The 16,955-nt window shown below is 56.6% G+C and carries 14 protein-coding genes; 13 read left to right on the top strand and 1 reads right to left on the bottom strand.

The window, feature by feature from the left end; genetic code table 11:
- Nucleotides 1–87 precede the first annotated feature (87 nt).
- A complete protein-coding gene (locus CI603_RS08620) occupies nt 88–2,730 on the top strand; it encodes an ATP-dependent Clp protease ATP-binding subunit (protein WP_259465530.1) in 2,643 nt (880 codons plus the stop codon).
- Between the two features lie 156 nt (nt 2,731–2,886).
- On the opposite strand, the gene iolD is transcribed toward CI603_RS08620, so the two are convergent.
- On the bottom strand, nt 2,887–4,761 hold the full coding sequence (gene iolD / locus CI603_RS08615) for a 3D-(3,5/4)-trihydroxycyclohexane-1,2-dione acylhydrolase (decyclizing) (RefSeq protein ID WP_121913812.1): 1,875 nt from the start codon (nt 4,759–4,761) through the stop codon (nt 2,887–2,889).
- Nucleotides 4,762–5,016: 255 nt separating this feature from the next.
- Between iolD and CI603_RS08610 the strand changes: the two genes are divergently transcribed.
- The 12 genes from CI603_RS08610 to CI603_RS08555 form a co-directional block, all read left to right on the top strand.
- Nucleotides 5,017–6,477, top strand: a complete 1,461-nt coding sequence (locus tag CI603_RS08610; protein WP_121913811.1) for an NAD-dependent succinate-semialdehyde dehydrogenase — start codon at nt 5,017–5,019, stop codon at nt 6,475–6,477.
- A 161-nt stretch (nt 6,478–6,638) separates the two neighbouring features.
- Nucleotides 6,639–7,472: an IclR family transcriptional regulator gene (locus CI603_RS08605; protein WP_121913810.1), complete on the top strand. Its 834-nt coding sequence runs from the start codon at nt 6,639–6,641 to the stop codon at nt 7,470–7,472.
- Nucleotides 7,453–8,253: an IclR family transcriptional regulator gene (locus tag CI603_RS08600; RefSeq protein ID WP_183122308.1), complete on the top strand. Its 801-nt coding sequence runs from the start codon at nt 7,453–7,455 to the stop codon at nt 8,251–8,253. The genes CI603_RS08605 and CI603_RS08600 overlap by 20 nt, the downstream gene beginning before the upstream one ends.
- A 250-nt stretch (nt 8,254–8,503) precedes the next feature.
- Complete coding sequence (locus tag CI603_RS08595) at nt 8,504–9,919, top strand: sugar porter family MFS transporter (RefSeq protein WP_183122307.1); 1,416 nt, start codon at nt 8,504–8,506, stop codon at nt 9,917–9,919.
- Nucleotides 9,920–9,995: 76 nt separating this feature from the next.
- Nucleotides 9,996–10,781, top strand: a complete 786-nt coding sequence (locus CI603_RS08590) for a TIM barrel protein (RefSeq protein ID WP_121913807.1) — start codon at nt 9,996–9,998, stop codon at nt 10,779–10,781.
- Between the two features lie 93 nt (nt 10,782–10,874).
- The gene (locus CI603_RS08585; RefSeq protein ID WP_121913806.1) at nt 10,875–11,417 is read left to right on the top strand and encodes a heme-degrading domain-containing protein; all 543 of its coding nucleotides are present in this window, start codon (nt 10,875–10,877) and stop codon (nt 11,415–11,417) included.
- A gap of 69 nt (nt 11,418–11,486) precedes the next feature.
- Nucleotides 11,487–12,374, top strand: a complete 888-nt coding sequence (gene iolB, locus CI603_RS08580; RefSeq protein ID WP_121913805.1) for a 5-deoxy-glucuronate isomerase — start codon at nt 11,487–11,489, stop codon at nt 12,372–12,374.
- Between the two features lie 118 nt (nt 12,375–12,492).
- The gene (locus CI603_RS08575; protein WP_121913804.1) at nt 12,493–13,545 is read left to right on the top strand and encodes a 3-isopropylmalate dehydrogenase; all 1,053 of its coding nucleotides are present in this window, start codon (nt 12,493–12,495) and stop codon (nt 13,543–13,545) included.
- A 27-nt stretch (nt 13,546–13,572) separates the two neighbouring features.
- Nucleotides 13,573–14,442 (top strand): sugar phosphate isomerase/epimerase family protein, encoded by an 870-nt coding sequence (locus CI603_RS08570; RefSeq protein ID WP_046323108.1) that lies wholly within the window; start codon nt 13,573–13,575, stop codon nt 14,440–14,442.
- A gap of 73 nt (nt 14,443–14,515) precedes the next feature.
- Nucleotides 14,516–15,406 (top strand): sugar phosphate isomerase/epimerase, encoded by an 891-nt coding sequence (locus CI603_RS08565; RefSeq protein ID WP_121913803.1) that lies wholly within the window; start codon nt 14,516–14,518, stop codon nt 15,404–15,406.
- 27 nt (nt 15,407–15,433) lie between these two features.
- Nucleotides 15,434–16,336: a myo-inosose-2 dehydratase gene (gene iolE, locus CI603_RS08560; RefSeq protein WP_220702273.1), complete on the top strand. Its 903-nt coding sequence runs from the start codon at nt 15,434–15,436 to the stop codon at nt 16,334–16,336.
- A gap of 49 nt (nt 16,337–16,385) precedes the next feature.
- Nucleotides 16,386–16,955: Gfo/Idh/MocA family protein (locus CI603_RS08555; RefSeq protein WP_183122306.1), on the top strand; the 570-nt coding region annotated here is incomplete at its 3' end.

Genomic DNA, 16,955 nt, shown 5'->3' with positions numbered 1-16,955 from the left:
GCGTTCAGAGCGCAATCACCGGCGGGCCGAGAATAAACGTCACCGTAAATCTGTAGAGTGAATTACGGATCAAAGGGAAGGACAAGTATGTTCGAACGGTTTACCGACCGTGCGCGGCGGGTGATTGTGCTGGCGCAGGAAGAGGCCCGCACCCTGCAGCACAACTACATCGGCACCGAGCACCTCCTCCTGGGCCTGATCAGGGAAGGTGACGGTGTTGCCGCCAAGGCCCTGGCCTCCAAGGGCGTGGAACTGGATGCCACACGCAAGCAGGTTGAGGAGATGATCGGTAAGGGCAATGCGGTCCCCAATGGGCACATCCCATTCACGCCGCACGCCCGTCAGGTCTTGGAGCTGTCGCTGCGCGAAGCTCTTCAATTGGGTCACTCATACATTGGCACTGAGCACATCCTCCTCGGCCTCATTCGTGAGGGTGAGGGCGTCGGCACCCAGGTGTTGATCAAGATGGGTGTGGATCTGGGCGATCTGCGGACCGCCACTATTGACATGATTCGCGGCAACCATGAAGGCGGCGACGCTGGCAAGGGCGATCTGGCAAATGCTGGCGGCGTTTCCAACAAGGGCGGACAAACCGGTTCGGCCATCCTGGACCAGTTCGGCAGGAACCTGACCCAGGAAGCCGCTGAAGGCAAGCTGGACCCGGTCATCGGGCGAGCCAACGAGATTGAGCGGGTCATGGTCGTTCTGTCCAGGAGGACCAAGAACAACCCGGTGCTGATCGGCGAGCCTGGCGTGGGCAAGACCGCCGTGGTCGAGGGCCTGGCGCAGAAGATTCATGAGGGCGATGTTCCGGAGACGCTCAAGGGCAAGCAGGTCTACTCGCTGGACCTGGGCTCCATGGTGGCCGGTTCACGATATCGTGGCGATTTCGAGGAGCGTCTGAAGAAGGTGCTCAAGGAGATCAAGACCCGGGGCGACATCATTCTCTTCATTGATGAGATTCACACCATCGTCGGAGCGGGTTCGGCCGACGGGGCCCTGGGCGCTTCTGACATGCTTAAGCCCCTGCTGGCCCGCGGCGAGCTGCAGACCATCGGTGCCACCACTACCGACGAGTATCGCAAGTACATCGAGAAGGACGCAGCACTTGAGAGGCGCTTCCAGCCTATTCAGGTCTCCGAGCCCACAATCGCCCAGACCATCGAGATCCTTAAGGGTCTGCGCGGTCGCTACGAGCATCATCACCACGTCACCATCACCGACAAGGCCCTGCAATCGGCGGCTGAGCTCTCTGCACGCTACATTCAGGACAGGAACCTGCCTGACAAGGCTATAGACCTGATCGATGAGGCTGGTGCACGTCTGCGCATCAAGAGGCTGACTGCCCCGCCAGAGCTCAAAGAGCTGGATGCCAAGGTGGATCGTATCTCCGCCCAGAAGGACCAGGCCATCAAGGACCAGGACTTCGAGAAGGCCGCTCAGCTGCGTGACAGCCAGGAGAAGCTGGAGGCCGAGCGCAAGGAGAAGGAGCAGGCCTGGCACGAGGGCGAGTCCGACGTGAAGATGGTTGTCGACGAGGATGTGATCGCTGAGGTGGTCTCTTCGACCACCGGCATCCCGGTCTTCAAGCTGACCCAGGCCGAGTCCAAGAAGCTCCTGGGTATGGAGAAGGAGCTGCACAAGCGGATCATCGGCCAGGATGAGGCCGTCTCCGCCCTGTCCCGCTCCATCCGCCGTACCCGTGTGGGCCTCAAGGATCCCAAGCGTCCTGCAGGTTCCTTCATCTTCGCTGGGCCCACCGGTGTGGGCAAGACCGAGCTGGCCAAGGCTCTGGCCCAGTTCCTCTTTGATGATGAGAATGCCCTGATCCGGGTGGATATGTCCGAGTTCTCGGAGAAGTATTCCACTTCTCGTCTCTTCGGTGCCCCTCCGGGGTACGTGGGATACGAAGAGGGCGGCGAGCTGACCGAGAAGGTCAGGCGCAAGCCATTCTCCGTGGTCCTCTTCGACGAGATCGAGAAGGCCCATCCGGACATTTTCAACACCCTGCTGCAGGTGCTGGACGACGGCCATCTGACTGATGGGCAGGGTCGCATGGTGGACTTCAAGAACACCATTATCATCCTGACCACCAACCTGGGAACCCGCGACATCGCCAAGGCAGCAAACACCGGCTTCAACGTGAGTGGCAACACCGAGACCTCCTATCAGAGGATGAAGGACCAGGTGACCAGTGAGCTCAAGCAGCAGTTCAGGCCCGAGTTCCTGAACCGACTGGATGACATCATTGTCTTCCAGCAGCTGACCGAGCCTCAGGTCCGTCAAATCGTCGATCTGGACATCGCTCAGCTCAATGATCGTCTCTTCGAACGCCACATGTCCTTGGATCTGACCGACAAGGCCAAGGACCTGCTGGCCGAGAAGGGCTTCGATCCGCTCCTGGGTGCCCGGCCTCTGCGCCGCGTCATCCAGCGGGACATCGAGGATGCGGTCTCCGAGAAGATTCTCATGGGCGAACTTACGGACAACGAGTCCGTTCAGGTTGACGCAGAAGGTGAGGGCATCCTAGGCGAGTTCACCTTCACGGGCAAGCCCTTCGAGGGACCCCGTCATGCGGCTAGCTCTGCCGATGGACAGAACCAGGAGCCTGAACTGGTTGGAGCCCCAGTGTCTGCCACCCCAGATGCCGATCTCTCTGAGGACGCCTCCCAGGTAGAGCGGGCAGAGCGTCCCTTGGGTGATGAACCGGCAGAAGGTTCAGCTGAATAAATAAAAAGGCCAAGGACGCACTCTCTGGTTGTTTAGCAGAGACCCAAGGTGTAAAGCACAATGATGGGGTGGGGAACGCGAAAGGTGTTCCCCACCCCATCATTGATATTTCCAGGTTTCTGCCCAGCAATAGGTTGGACCTGGAGAGGGTGAAACTTACAGGTAAAGCTTCTGCTCCTTGGTGCGTACCTCCTCATAGGCCTGGTGGGCCTGCTTGCTGGAATCTATATGGGCCACCTGGGGTGTCGCTACATCCCACCAGGCCTGGGATGAGTTGTCGCGGACAACAGGGTCTACCGTCACGTAGATGGCGGCTATGGTCTCGCCATCGACGGCCTTCTTGACTGCGTCCTTGAGCTCCTCGGCGTCAGTGGGGCAATAGGTGGGTACGCCATACCCCTCCAATATCTTCGGGAAATCGATGGGCAGGTAGTGGTCCTTGTCCTCCAGTCCCTGCTCATTCTTCATGTAGAAGCGGGTTTCAAACCCCTGTGATCCAACCTGATGGGAGAGGGTGTTGATGGAACCGAACCCGTGATTGTCGACCAGAATAATGATGATTTTTTCATGTTCCTGAATGGCAGTGAGGACATCCTGGTGGTACATGAGGAAGGAGGCGTCTCCGATGAAGGTGAAGATCTCCCGATCTGGTGCAGCCATACGCATCCCTAGGCCAGCTGGTATTTCGTAGCCCATGCAGGAGTATCCGTATTCGACTGAATAGCCTAGAGGGGATCCTGGTCTCCAGAGCTTCTGCAGGTCACTAGGCATGGATCCGGCGGCGTTGACCACCACATCCTGAGGCTTGGCGAAACTGTTGACAATGCCGATCACCTCCTTTTGACCGAGCTTGTTGTCTCCGGGAATATGCTGGGTCTGCCGAACGACTTCCGCCCTTGCTTCATCTGCAGCCTCCTCCGCCTGCCTGCGGTAGTCAGAAGGTACTTGCCAGTCTTTCAGGGCTCGGCTCAGTTCACGAATTGCCTCCCTGGCATCCCCGACGACCGCGATGGCTGCTTCCTTGTTGGCATCAAAGGAGGCTACGTTGATATTGACAAAGCGTACCGAGGGGTCCTGGAACATGGTATTCGATGCTGAAGTAAAGTCGGTGTACCTGGTTCCGATGCCGATGATCAGGTCGGCTTGGCGTGCTAGCTGATTGGCATATTTGAGTCCGATGGAGCCGAGGGGTCCGACGTTCAATGGATGCTCATAGGCTACAGCCCCCTTGGCGGCCTGAGTGCTGCCAACGGGGATGCCGGTATGTTCAATGAAGTCGGTCAAGTCCTGGCTGGCTGAAGAGTAGACTGTACCGCCGCCGGCAATAATGAAGGGCCGTTTACTGGCACGTATGGCTTCGGCGGCTGCAGCCAAAGCGTCCGCATCCGCTCGGGGCCGGCCGATTCTCCAGATGCGTTCCTTGAAGAGGGAAGCGGGGAAGTCGTAGGCTTCGGCCTGAACATCCTGGGGCAGGCAGAGGGTTACCGCCCCTGTCTTGGCCGGGTTCGTCAGCGTTTCCATGGCTGCCAAGAGCGCTGCCGGGAGCTGTTCAGGGCGGTTGATCCTATCCCAGTAGCGACTGACGGGGCGCAGGGAGTCGTTGCCGGAAACATCATAGGAGCGTTCATCCTCTATCTGCTGCAGGACTGAACCGGCACGACGGGTAGAGAAGATATCGCTGGGCAGCAGGAGGACGGGAAGATGGTTGACCGTTGCCGTGCCAGCAGCAGTCACTAGGTTGGCGGCTCCTGGACCGATGGAGGTGGTCACGACCATGGCTCCCATGCGGTTTTTGAGCCGTGCGTAGCCGACGGCTATGTGGCCCATGCCTTGTTCATTGCGCCCTTGGATGAAGCGCATTCGTTCTTTCTCTTCTAAAAAGGCCTGCCCAACGCCACCGACATTGCCATGTCCCATGATGCCCAGGGCACCTCCGAAGAAGGTGTTGGTCTGCCCGTCGCGGGTGACTTGCTGCGCCTCCAAGAACCGCACAATGGCCTGTCCGACTGTCAATCGTATCGTTGATACCATTTCGCTTTATCCTTCGCTTTCTTGTATACATACCCTCAAATAGCCACCGGCTCATGCCTGCAGGCGTCCTTGCCCTGCCTGCCTCCGTCTGGGACCGGACTGGGTCATGGCTGTCGAATCAAATACTACTGACTACATATGCAAAAAATATCATTAAATGGACAAAATGTCTAAAATTTAGTATGTTGTAGTTGCTTATCCGCGCAGAGGAATGTAATTGTTGCAAAGAAGCGGCGAAAGTGAGGAGTGGACGGTATGTGGAAATACAAGGTCGAGTCAGTGCTTCCCCAGTCGGGAAAGAGTTTGTTCATCGACGGGCAGTGGAGGGCTGCCGATAGTGGCAAGGTATTTACAGTGGAAAACCCTGCCGATGGCTCTACGCTCTACCAGGCATCAGACGGGGACAAGCAGGAGGCGCTGGCGGCTCTGGACAGTGCTGACCGGGCACAAGAGTCCTGGGGTCAGTCAACGCCCGAAGAACGTAGGAACATTCTGCAAACTGCCTATGAGGCCCTGATGGACAACAAGGAGATTTTTGCAGAGCTGATGACCCGGGAAATGGGCAAGAGTTTCAAGCAGGCGCTGGGGGAAGTGGACTACGGAGGCGGCTTCCTCAAGTGGTTCTCAGAGGAGGCCATGCGTGAATATGGCAGGACTTTCCACCTGCCAGACGGTCGCAAGGGTCTGGTCACCCACGATCCGGTGGGCCCCTGCTACCTGATTACCCCCTGGAACTTCCCCCTGGCCATGGGAACCAGGAAGATTGGCCCAGCCCTGGCTGCCGGCGATACCGTGGTGGTCAAGCCTGCCGAGCTGACCCCTCTTACCACCTTGGCGTTGGTGGAGATTCTTCGACAGGCAGGGGTGCCTAAGGGTGTGGTCAATGTCATCACAACCTCCCATTCCTCCCACATTTCAGATGCCCTCTTTGCCGACCATCGGTTGCGTAAGGTGAGCTTTACAGGTTCCACCCCTGTGGGTGTCAAGCTGATGAAGCAGGCGGCCGACAATGTGCTGCGTACCTCCATGGAGTTGGGCGGTAACGCCCCCTTTGTGGTCTTTGATGATGCCGACATTGACGCGGCTGTTGACGGGGTCATGCTGGCCAAATTCCGCAACTATGGGGAGGCCTGCACCTCAGCCAACAGGATTCTGGTCCAGGATGGGGTTGCCGATGAGTTTGTGGCCAAGGTGAAGGATCGCATTGAGGCCCTGGTCGTGGGTGACGGCATGGATGAGGCAACCGATATCGGCCCCCTGATTGACGTCAAGGCCGTAGAGCGCATTGGCGGCCTAGTCGATGAGGCAGTTAGCCAAGGGGCGGAGCTGATTGTCGGCGGTCACAGGGATGAGCATGGAGAACGCTACTTCCAGCCGACGCTCCTGGACCGGGTTCCTCGCAAGGCTCGGGTATATGCCGAGGAAATCTTCGGGCCTGTCCTTGCTGTGAGCCGTTTTGGCAGCGACGAGGAAGGCATTCAGGCTGCTAACGACACGCCGTACGGGCTGGCGGCATATGCCTATACCAGTTCGATCAAGCGCAGTGAACTCATGCAGCGCCGTAGTGAGTCCGGTGTCCTGGCCATCAATTCCGGCGTACTCTCCGATGCCACGGTTCCCTTTGGCGGAGTCAAGCAATCGGGTGTCGGCAGAGAGGGAGGAGCCGAAGGCATCTTTGAATATATGACTACCAAGTACACCCTGCTGGTGCCCTGATGCTCTGAGCCTTTCGATTTGCAAACCCGGGAGGTCGGGTGCAGGTTGGCACGACTCAGTGCCAATCGGGAGTGGGCCCTGTTGTGAGGAGGATAGCCTGCTGACACCATATAATGTGCACTGGGCATGGATGGTTTATCTAGGACAAGAAGGAGGGTGCCATGAGGCAGGGTACCGAATCTGACTCGGGACACAGCGTTGGCACCCTGACTAAGGCCAAGGCGGTGCTTGACGCTCTGGAACAGCTTGGCCCCTCCAGCATCCATGAGATCAGCGCCTATGTGCACGAGCCTGCCAGCTCCACCTACCGCCTGCTGTCCAATCTCGTGACCTTGGGCTGGGTGGATCATGGCCTGCATCGCGGCGAATACCGATTGGGCATCGCCTGTGTGCGCATTGGCGGCCGTATCGAGGCGAGGCTGGATGTGCAAAGCATCGCCAGGCATGTCTTTAAAAGGCAGGAGGGCTCGAACGGCAGCTGGAGCCTTTTTGTCCGCCACTATGTGCGCTCAGTCTGCGTGCAGATGACCTTCCTGGGGCAGAGTCGATTGCGCTCGCCTCAGATCGGCTATTCGTTGCCGATCAGTCTGGGTGCCCCTTCAAACGTGCTTCTGGCCTTTTTGGATCAAGCGCGTTTTGAGCGCCTGATCGAGCACTATCGCTACAACGCTGACCTGGGTGGGCTGCTGTCCACCTTCCGGGAGCGTTCGATGCAGATGGCTGAAAAGGTGGTCCAACGAGGGTTTGCCTACGATGTTGACCAAACAGTACCAGGGGCACTCACACTGGCCGCCCCGATCTTCGATCATGCTGGTCACATCAGGGCTGCGGCCTGTTATAGCGGGCTGTCTCGATCCAGTAGGGCTTTGGTTGAATCAGGTGCCGATTTGCGTGAGGTGACCAGCCTGCTCCAGGCTGCTAGGGAGATATCGCAGGGACTGGGCTATGTGGTTGATGGCGAAGAGGGAAGGTTCGATGGTGAGAGCGAGCAGTAAGGCCAGCAATCAGGAGCCGACCGGAGCCCTTTCCAAGGCTGGGAAGATCATCGACGTCCTGGCTGACAACAACGGTATCGGGCCTGCGGAAGTGGCGGCTGCCTCTGGCATTCCCCGCTCGTCCGCCTATAGGATCCTGGATGGATTGGTCCAAGTCGGTCTGGTCAAGGCCAACCAGGATGATACTTATTCACTGAGTCTAAGCTGGCTCAATCTCTCTGATGTGGCGCGCAGCTCCTTGACTGAATGGCCCAATGCCTATGAACTCTTGGCTGAGTTGACGACTCTTACCGGGCAGACGACTTTCCTGACCGTCATCAGTGGCTTCGAAACCGTCTGCGTGGAATGCGCACAGGGGCCCAGCATTGACGCGCTGATCCTGCGGCCGGGTGGTACCTTGCCCTTCTTCGCCGGTGCTGCTGGCCGGGTTTGCCTGGCCTATTCCGATGAGCAGATCCAGAATGACTACCTGAAACAGGCGCCCTTTGCGGGCTACAATGAGAACTCATTGGTCACTGCCAGCGCTCTTCGTACGGATATCAAGCAGATTCGGGAGAGAGGATTCGCCATTTCCAATGAGGACATCACCATCGGTGTTGCCTCGATTGGTGTCCCCATCTTTTCTCAACAGGATGGCATGGTGGTTGGAGCCCTATCAACCGGAGGATTCGCGGACGCGATGATGCCGCGCTGTGAAGAACTGGCAGGACAGCTCACGGCCTATGTAGACCGTCTGGGATCAGGTCAGCTTTCGGAAAACTCGTCTCATTCTCAGGCCTGATGCCCAGCCCTGAAGGAGGCAGTGGCGTTCGAAGGTCGTCTCAGGCTGCCAGCCGTTAATTCTGCCGTTAAAACCGTCTCAACAAGCCCACTGTCTTGACCATATTCCTACTTTTTGGATAGTTTTCTGAAAAAACATAAGATTTTTGCCTTTTTGATTTTCTTTTTTGCATTCTATTTCGTATACTGAACATGTTGACCGAAATTTGATAACGGTGTCAAATTTGGTGTTAATGGGAAGCAGGATAAACATGGGAACATTTCAAGAGGCCTCCCAAGACATGGATGTCGAAGCCTTGGCCCGCAACCGCAAACGTTATGTCACCATGATGGTCGTGGTGGGAATTTTCGGCGGGGGACTGTATGGCTATACGCTAACCTTCCTGTCTGGGGCACTCGTAACGATGAATTTTGACGGGTCCAATAATCAGCTCAGTGCTTGGAATCAGAGCATCATCACTGCGGTCATGCTCCTGGGATGTGCTGTTGGCTCCTTCTGTGGCGGCAACTTGGCAGACCACTTGGGGCGCAAGCGACTGATTCTCTACGGGGCACTCCTGGCGGTGGTCGGGGCGCTTATGTGTGCTCTGGCGACCAATATCGCCTTCTTCGCCTTCTCCCGGATGGTCGTAGGATTCGCAGTGGGGACGACATCCTGTGTGATCCCCATATATCTGGGAGAAATGGCACCATCCGCACAGCGGGGCCGGTTGGTTTCTGTCAATTCGGTCATGATCAACATTTCCCAGCTGCTCGCCTCGCTGGTCAACGCTGTCTTGGCGGTCAAGGCGGACTGGCATGCCATGGTTTGGGCAGCTGTGGTTCCGGCGGTACTACTAGTCATAACCGCCGTTTTTGTCCATGAAACGCCGAGCTTTCTCGCCAGGCATGGCATGGAAACCGAGGCAGTCAAGCTCTTGCTGGAAACTCGTCCAAAGTCTGAGGCGGAGGAGACCTTTACCTCCTTCCAGGCTTCGGAAAAGAATGAGAGCGAGGGGGACAAGGAGAATTTCTCCACCCCTTGGCTGCGTAGGGTCTTGATTGCAGGAGTTGGTGCAGCCCTGATAAACCAGCTGGTCGGCTCCAATGCGATCAACTTCTTTGCTCCTACCATGTTTTCTTCAACCTTGGGCATAGACCCGGATAACTCGATTATCGCCATGGTTCCAGTCATGATTGTTTCATCTGTTGCTGCCGTCATCGGTGGTCTCGGTTTTATCGATAAGATAAACCGCCGGACTGCACTGATGGTCGGTCTGGGCGGGGTTTCTGTCTTCCTGGCCCTGGTGGGGGTCTGCTATCTCTTTATTGACCCCAACCACCCGTCCACCAGCATGTCCTGGCTTCTTATCGGTCTGGTCATGTTCGACCTCGCCTTTGCCCAGGGCTTGGTCTCGCCGGTGACCTGGCTGCTCATTGCTGAGGTATTTCCGGCAAAGGTCCGCGGCAAGGGCGTGGGGTATGCCAATGTGGCCATCAATGCGGCAAACTTTATCATCTCCCTCCTCTTCCTGCCCCTGCTCAACGCGGTCGGGGGAGCGGTCACCTTCTTCATCTTTGCGGTCATCAATGTCGGAGCCATCTTCTTTACCAAGGCCTTCATCCCAGAGACCAGGGGGAAGAGTCTGGAGCAGATTGAGCAGGAGGCCAGGGCCCGTACGGCATAACTTGAAGCAACGGGCACTCTAATTGAACAGGGCCGCCTGCCGGCCGGCGGGTGGTCATAAGGAAAGGAATAATGCTATGGCTCACAATCAATTGACCATATGCGCTGAAATGGTCTACCTGGATCTTCCTATCGAGGAGAGAATCAAGCGCATCGACCAGATGGGTTTCGGGGTAGACATCTGGACCCACTACAGCCATGACCTGAACAAGCTGAAGGCTACCGGGGTGCCCATCAACAGTGCTCAAGGCTATGTGCATGGCAATCTTGCCTATGCCGATGACAGTGAAGAGATGTTGCGGACCGCCAAAGAGATCCTGCCGGAGTTGAAGGATCTGGGCATTGACAAGCTCGTAATCCACGGTGCTGAGCTGGTCGATGGCAAGGCGGCCAAGTGGATTGACCGGGTCACTCCGGATATGTGGCTCAACGCCTATGACACTTTGTCGAGATTTGCCGAGCTGGGCGAAAAGAACCAAGTTACCTATCTGCTGGAGAATCTCAATTCACGGGTTGACCATCCGCACGTCCCCTTCTGCCATAGCTATGAAACGCTGACCCTGGTCAAGCGTGTCGACAGTCCCAATCTCAAACTGATGCTGGACCTCTACCATGCCCAGGAGGATGATGGCCATCTTATCGAGACCGTCAAGGAGGCCAACACCTATATCGGTGAGCTCCAGGCGGCCGATGTCCCTGGCCGGTGCGAGCCGGGCACCGGGGAAGTGCGCTGGGAACAGGTGGCGGAAGCCGTCAACGAGACCGATTTCACTGGCCCAATCGGGATGGAGGGGTATGCATCAGGCGACAGCGATAAGGCACTCCAGGCCTTTGGGAAGGCCTTCGCCCAGTGCAGGGATTAAGGCCCCATGAGCAGTAGGCCTTTGTATAATTCAACTTTTTCAAAATTCCAATGAGAATTGGAATACAACCTAGATAAAGTCAAAGGAGTAAAAATGAAGCAGATTTCAGTTGACGCAGTAGTCAAAAGGTATAACGAGTACAAGGCAGTATTCGATGCCAATGAGGGCAAGCTTGCCGAGCGTAAACAGTTTATTGAGTCTCAGGAAAAGGAACTGCGATTCAGCGACTTCAGCGTGGATGATGCCTGGGAGGTAGGCAGCGCCATTTACGCTGTAGCCCACCGTCTCCAGTTGCCGGTCGCCATCGATATACGACTGGGTTTGCAGCGGGCTTTCCACGCGGCCGTTCCAGGAGCTGCAGAAGACAACGATGCCTGGGCTGAACGCAAGGGCAATGTAGTGCTTGCCTATGGCCATGCCTCACTCTATGTGGGCACCGACTACCAGCAGAAGGAGGAGGATTTTGACGTGAGCTCGCGAAGGAACACGCACGACTTCGCGGCTCATGGCGGAGCTTTCCCACTCCTTTTGCCCAGTGGCCTGGTGTTCGGAGTTACGGCCGTCTCCGGGTTGCCTTCGATCTATGACCATTCCCTGGTCACGGCTACCTTGAAGGAGTTTGTCTCAGCCCAATAGGACCGGGCAAGTCAGGCAGGAGTCAGGCACACAGCCGATATATGCGAAAAAGACAATGGAGGGATGAATATGACACGATGGGTATACCCCAAAGGGAGTGCATCGCAGGGGAGCTGGGAAGTTTCTCTGGGCGCGCAGGACAGCCAGGAGGTACTGGGCTGGCAATATACGGGGCTGCAGGTTGCTGGGCTGAACCAGGGGGAGCAGGTGAGTCTGCCTGCTGGAGCCTGGGAACGTATGGTGGTGCCCTTGAGCGGTTCCTATGATGTGACCTCTCCCAGGGGTACCTATCACCTTCGTGGTCGTCATGATGTATTTTGCGCCCCTACAGATACGGTGTATATCGGCTGTGACAGCCCCCTGAGCATTCGGGCAGTACAGGCTGGTCGGGTGGCGGTTGCCTCGGCCCCTGCCACGCTCCATTTTCCGGACCAATTCGTTTCTGCGCAGGATGTTGATGTCGCCTTGCGCGGCCATGGGCCTATCTCCCGCGAGGCCAGGAACTTTGGAATGATGGATAATATCCAGGCCGAACGTCTCTTGGTCTGCGAGGTCATCACCCCGAGCGGATCCTGGTCCTCCTACCCGGTGCACAAGCATGATCAGGCCGGTCCGGATGAGACTGCTTTGGAGGAAATCTACTACTTCGACATGCAACCCCTGCCGGGGGCTCCTGCGGGGGTGAGGCCCTTTGGCTACCAGGGCGCGTCTGCTTCGGACGAGAGGCCACTTGATATTCTCACCCAGATTCACCAGGGTGACACCGTCCTGATACCTTACGGTTGGCATGGCCCCTCTATTGCCGCCCCCGGCTTCGACCTCTACTATCTCAATGTCATGGCTGGAGGCGGAGAACGTGACTGGAAGGTCACCATCGACCCAGGACAGGACTGGGTCTACCAGGCGGTAGAATCGCTTCCCCTTGATCCGCGTCTCCCTATGGAGGAACAACAGTGAATTATGAGAATGAGAATTCACTATACGAAATTATGTTATAGGATTTTTCAGGATTCTCACAGTTTACTTATGAATATTGATTAGTTAGACTAGAAAATGATAATGATAGGTTGAGCATATGGCGGACAATGACGTACGGAAGACAATCAATATAGCTGTTATCCCGGGAGACGGCATCGGCAAAGAGGTTACCCCGCAGACACAGGCGGTCATGGGCAAGGCTGTCGGCAACCAGGTAAGGCTGAATTATGTGGACTATGACCTGGGAGCTGAACGCTACCTGCGCGACGGCACCCTGCTCAATGATGAGGATCTGGAATCCATCGGGCAGCAGGATGCCATCCTGCTGGGGGCTGTGGGCGACCCGCGTGTGCGTTCAGGGATTCTGGAGCGCGGCCTCCTGCTCAAACTCAGGTTCAGCTTCGACCAGGCTGTCAACCTGAGACCGACCAAACTCTATCCAGGAGTGAACTCGCCGCTGAAGAATCCAGGACGGATCGACTTCGCTGTGGTCAGGGAGGGGACTGAAGGCCTCTACTCCGGAATGGGAGGATATATTCGTCGGGGCACCGACCAGGCCATCGCGACCGAGACCTCGCTTAACACGGCTTTCGGTGTCGAGCGTGCGGTACGTTATGCCTTTGATTTAGCGCGTAAGCGTGGGGGCAAGCGCAATGTGACCATGGTCAACAAGACCAATGTCCTGCCCCATGCCGGTGCCCTCTGGCTCGACATCATGGATAAGGTGGCGCAGGAGTACCCTGATGTGACCTGGGACTATCTGCATGCGGACGCCTGCACAATCTTTCTGGTGACGGATCCTTCGCGATTCGACGTCATCGTCACCGACAACCTCTTTGGCGACGTGCTCACCGATGAGGCGGGGGCCGTGGTTGGCGGCATTGGATACTCGGCCTCAGCCAATATCAACGTCACTGACGAACACCCCTCGATGTTCGAGCCCATTCACGGTTCAGCGCCTGACATCGCTGGCAAGGGCATCGCCAATCCGACAGCCTCGATCCTGTCTGGAGCCATGCTGCTGGAGCACTTCGGGTATGACCAGGTTGCTGAACGCATCCAGCGGGCCGTGGAAGAAGATGTTGCTGCCAATGCAAGCAGGTCAAGGTCCACGCAAGAAGTTGCTCAGGATATTATTGCCCGCCTGTAAGCGGGCAAAAGGAAGAAGCTGATACTTATGAAGATTGCACTTGACCCCACCCCCTTCTATTACGACTACAAACTGCTGGAACTGCCGCAGGCTGTGGCTGATGCAGGCTACCGGTACATGCAGTTGGCCCCGCATGATGACTTCCTGCCCTTCTACACCCACCCTAAGGCTGATGACGAACTGGTCCACGATCTGGCTAAGGCCTGCAAGAACGCCGGCGTCGAACTGGTCTCCCTGCTGCCCGTCTACCGGACCTCATGGCCGGACGAGCGGGAACGTCAGTGGGCTGTGCGGAATTGGAAGCGGGCAATCGAGATTGCGGCCATCTTGGGCATCCATACCATCAACAGTGAGTTCAGCGGCATCCCCGAGCGCTATGAGGAGTCGGAGGCTGGCTTCTACTCGACCATGGAGGAGATACTACCCTTGCTTGAGCGGGAGGGGATTGTGATCAACTTTGACCCCCATCCGTATGATTTTGTGGAAAATGGCATGGATGCGCATCGCGTACTGCGCGGCCTAAACTCAGACCTGGTCGGTTCCGTCTACGTGTCCTCGCACACCTTCCACTACGGGAATGCAGTGCACGAGATCACCCAGGCGGAATCTACCAAGTTGCGTTCGGTCTACATTTCCGATGCTTATGACCACAACCGTTCACACGGCTTGCGCTATATCTCCAATCCTCCAGGGACCAACGCACGGGTCCACCAGCATCTGAAGGTGGGTGACGGGGATGTGGATTTCAAGGATCTCTTCCAGGCACTCAAGACCAACGGTTTCCTGGACAGGGAGGATTCCCTGATCGTCTCCAACGTCTTCGCCGAGGACGAGACCGCCCATGATACTTCCGTGTATCAACGTCAGACCATCGAACAATTAATCAAGGAAGCGTAGGTTTCCAGAACTTCAATGGAAGCCTCACGGTTGCAGGACAAGCCTGCGCCGAGCCACCACAACAAAGGAGTCAATGATGGCACGATTATCAATGAACGTAACTACCACCTTCTACGGCAATGTTTATGATGACATACGCTTTGCCAAGGAGGCCGGCTTCGACGGCATAGAGATGCAGAGCCCAAAGCTCTACCGTTTTCTCGATCAGGGCTATACCGCCCAGGATGCAGCTGAAATTCTGGATGGTTTTCCGGTCAGCGGACTGGGGGCTATTCAGGGGATCACCAGGCGGTCAGAAGAAGACCGGGCAGAGTACCTTAAAGAGGTTGAAAGGATGTGCCAGATAGCCCAGGTCATCGGTGCTCCAGCCGTTCAAATGTGCACGGATCCAGTGGATTGGAACGTGGTCATGGATTACAATGCCGGCAAGCTGGCTGAAGACGATCCGCGTTGGCGTGGCCCCCTAGGTTTAAGCGAGCAGGAGGCCATTGATGTAACAGCGCATAATGTTCAGCTGGCCTGTGACATCGCCAAGCAGTACGGGCTGGGCATCTACCTGGAGCCTCTCTGCTGGGCGCCGATCAGCCGGTGTTCTCAGTTGCTGCAGATTGTCGATAAGGTCAACCGGGACAACTTCGGCATCACCGTGGATACCTGGCACTTCTGGACTGCCGGTGACACGCTGGAGGACGTAGCCAAGATACCGCCGGAGATCATCACCGCTGTCCATGTCTCTGACGGGTTGGAAATCGACAGGGGCCGGGAGGTCCCCAACCAGGATGTGCACCGCAATGTGGTCAACGGTGGCGGTTGCATCCCCCTGCAGGAGTGGATTGATGCAATCAAGGCCACAGGCTATGACGGCTGGTATTGCTCCGAGATGTTTTCCGACAGGGCCAACGAGCATGAAATGGGCATGGTGGCCCAGACCATGAAAAACCTGCTGACCATCATGATCAAGTAGCTTCAGGCAGACGAATGATTGGGTGAAATGATGACAAACAAGAATACGGCAATTCGCGTGGGCATGGCTCCGATCAGTTGGACCAATGACGACATGCCCGAGCTGGGTGGCGAAACTCCCTATCAGCAGATTTTGAGCGAAGTCGCTCTGGCCGGGTTTGAAGGCACTGAAATTGGCAACAAGTACCCCAAGGATCCCAAGGTTTTGAAGGAGCAGCTTCAGATGCGGGGGATCAGCATTGCCAGTGCCTGGTTCAGCGCCTATCTGACTACGCAAACCTGGGAGGAGAACGAGCGGAGTTTCATCGCCTTCCGCGACTATCTCCACGCCTTGGGTGCAAAGATGATCAATGTAGCTGAACAGGGCAATACCATTCAGGGCCAAATGCATACGCCGATCTTCGATGGCAAGCCTGAATATACCAGTCAGCAATGGGATCAACTGACTCGTGGTCTTGATCGATTTGGAGATCTGGCCCATGACGTCGGTATGGAAATCTCCTACCACCACCACATGGGCACGGGTGTGCAGACCACCAGCGAGATTGATCGCCTGATGGAAGGGACTGACCCTGACAAGGTAAAGCTCTTGGTCGATGTGGGCCATCTGCTCTTTTCGGGGGAGGATCCGGTTGACATCGTGAAGCGCTACGCTTCGAGGGTCGGACACGTCCACCTGAAGGATATTCGGTCTGATGTCCTTCAGCGCGTCAAGGACGAGAAGCTGAGCTTCCTCCAGGCCATCTTGGAGGGTGTGTTCACCGTGCCAGGGGATGGGGTCACCGACTTTAAGAAGGTTCTTCAGCCCCTGCTTGATGGGGGTTACCACGGTTGGTTCATGGTAGAGGCCGAGCAGGACCCAGCCAAGGCTGACCCGTTGAAGAGCGCCCTTACTGCACGTCGGTACTTAAGAGAGCATCTCGGTGTATAAGTCCCTTCTGTCTCATGGCAATCATGGGAGGGTGTGGAAGGAGTAAATAATGGGACAAGAGCAAAATCACAATCTCAAGATTGCCCTTATAGGCTTTGGCTTTGTGGGGCGGGTCTTTCACGCCAACATGATTGATCAGACTGAGGGGCTGGAACTGTCGGCTGTAGTAACACATAACGAACGAGCTACAGCCCAGGTTCACCAGCTTTATCCTCGGGCCCGGGTCTATGACAATAACGATGATTTTTTCAAGGATATCGATCGTTACGATGCTGTCAGCATAGGCACCCCCGACGATACCCACCTGGAGTTTGCCACCCGGGTCATGCAGGCCGGCAAGCCTGTGGTCATTGACAAGCCGGTGGCCGGCTCCAGTCAGGAGGCGAACAAGATCCTTGATGTGGCTCAGGCTACCGGTACACCTGCGGCGGCCTTCCAGAACCGACGCCATGATGCAGAAATTCTGACAGCCAGCAAGTACCTGAAGGAATTGGACCTGGGCCGTATCATACGTGTCGAATCCAGGTACGGTTCTTTCCGCCCCAATGTGGAAACCGGCTGGCGCGAGCAGAAGACGCATGACCAACCCAGAGGAGCGCTCTTTGATCTTGGCGCCCAC

Origin of the sequence: Bifidobacterium sp. wkB338, assembly GCF_003688325.1 — a bacterium.
Lineage (GTDB): Bacteria > Actinomycetota > Actinomycetes > Actinomycetales > Bifidobacteriaceae > Bombiscardovia > Bombiscardovia polysaccharolytica.
The sequence above is the reverse complement of the archived record's forward strand: the minus strand, read 5'-3'. Positions and strand labels throughout refer to the sequence as shown.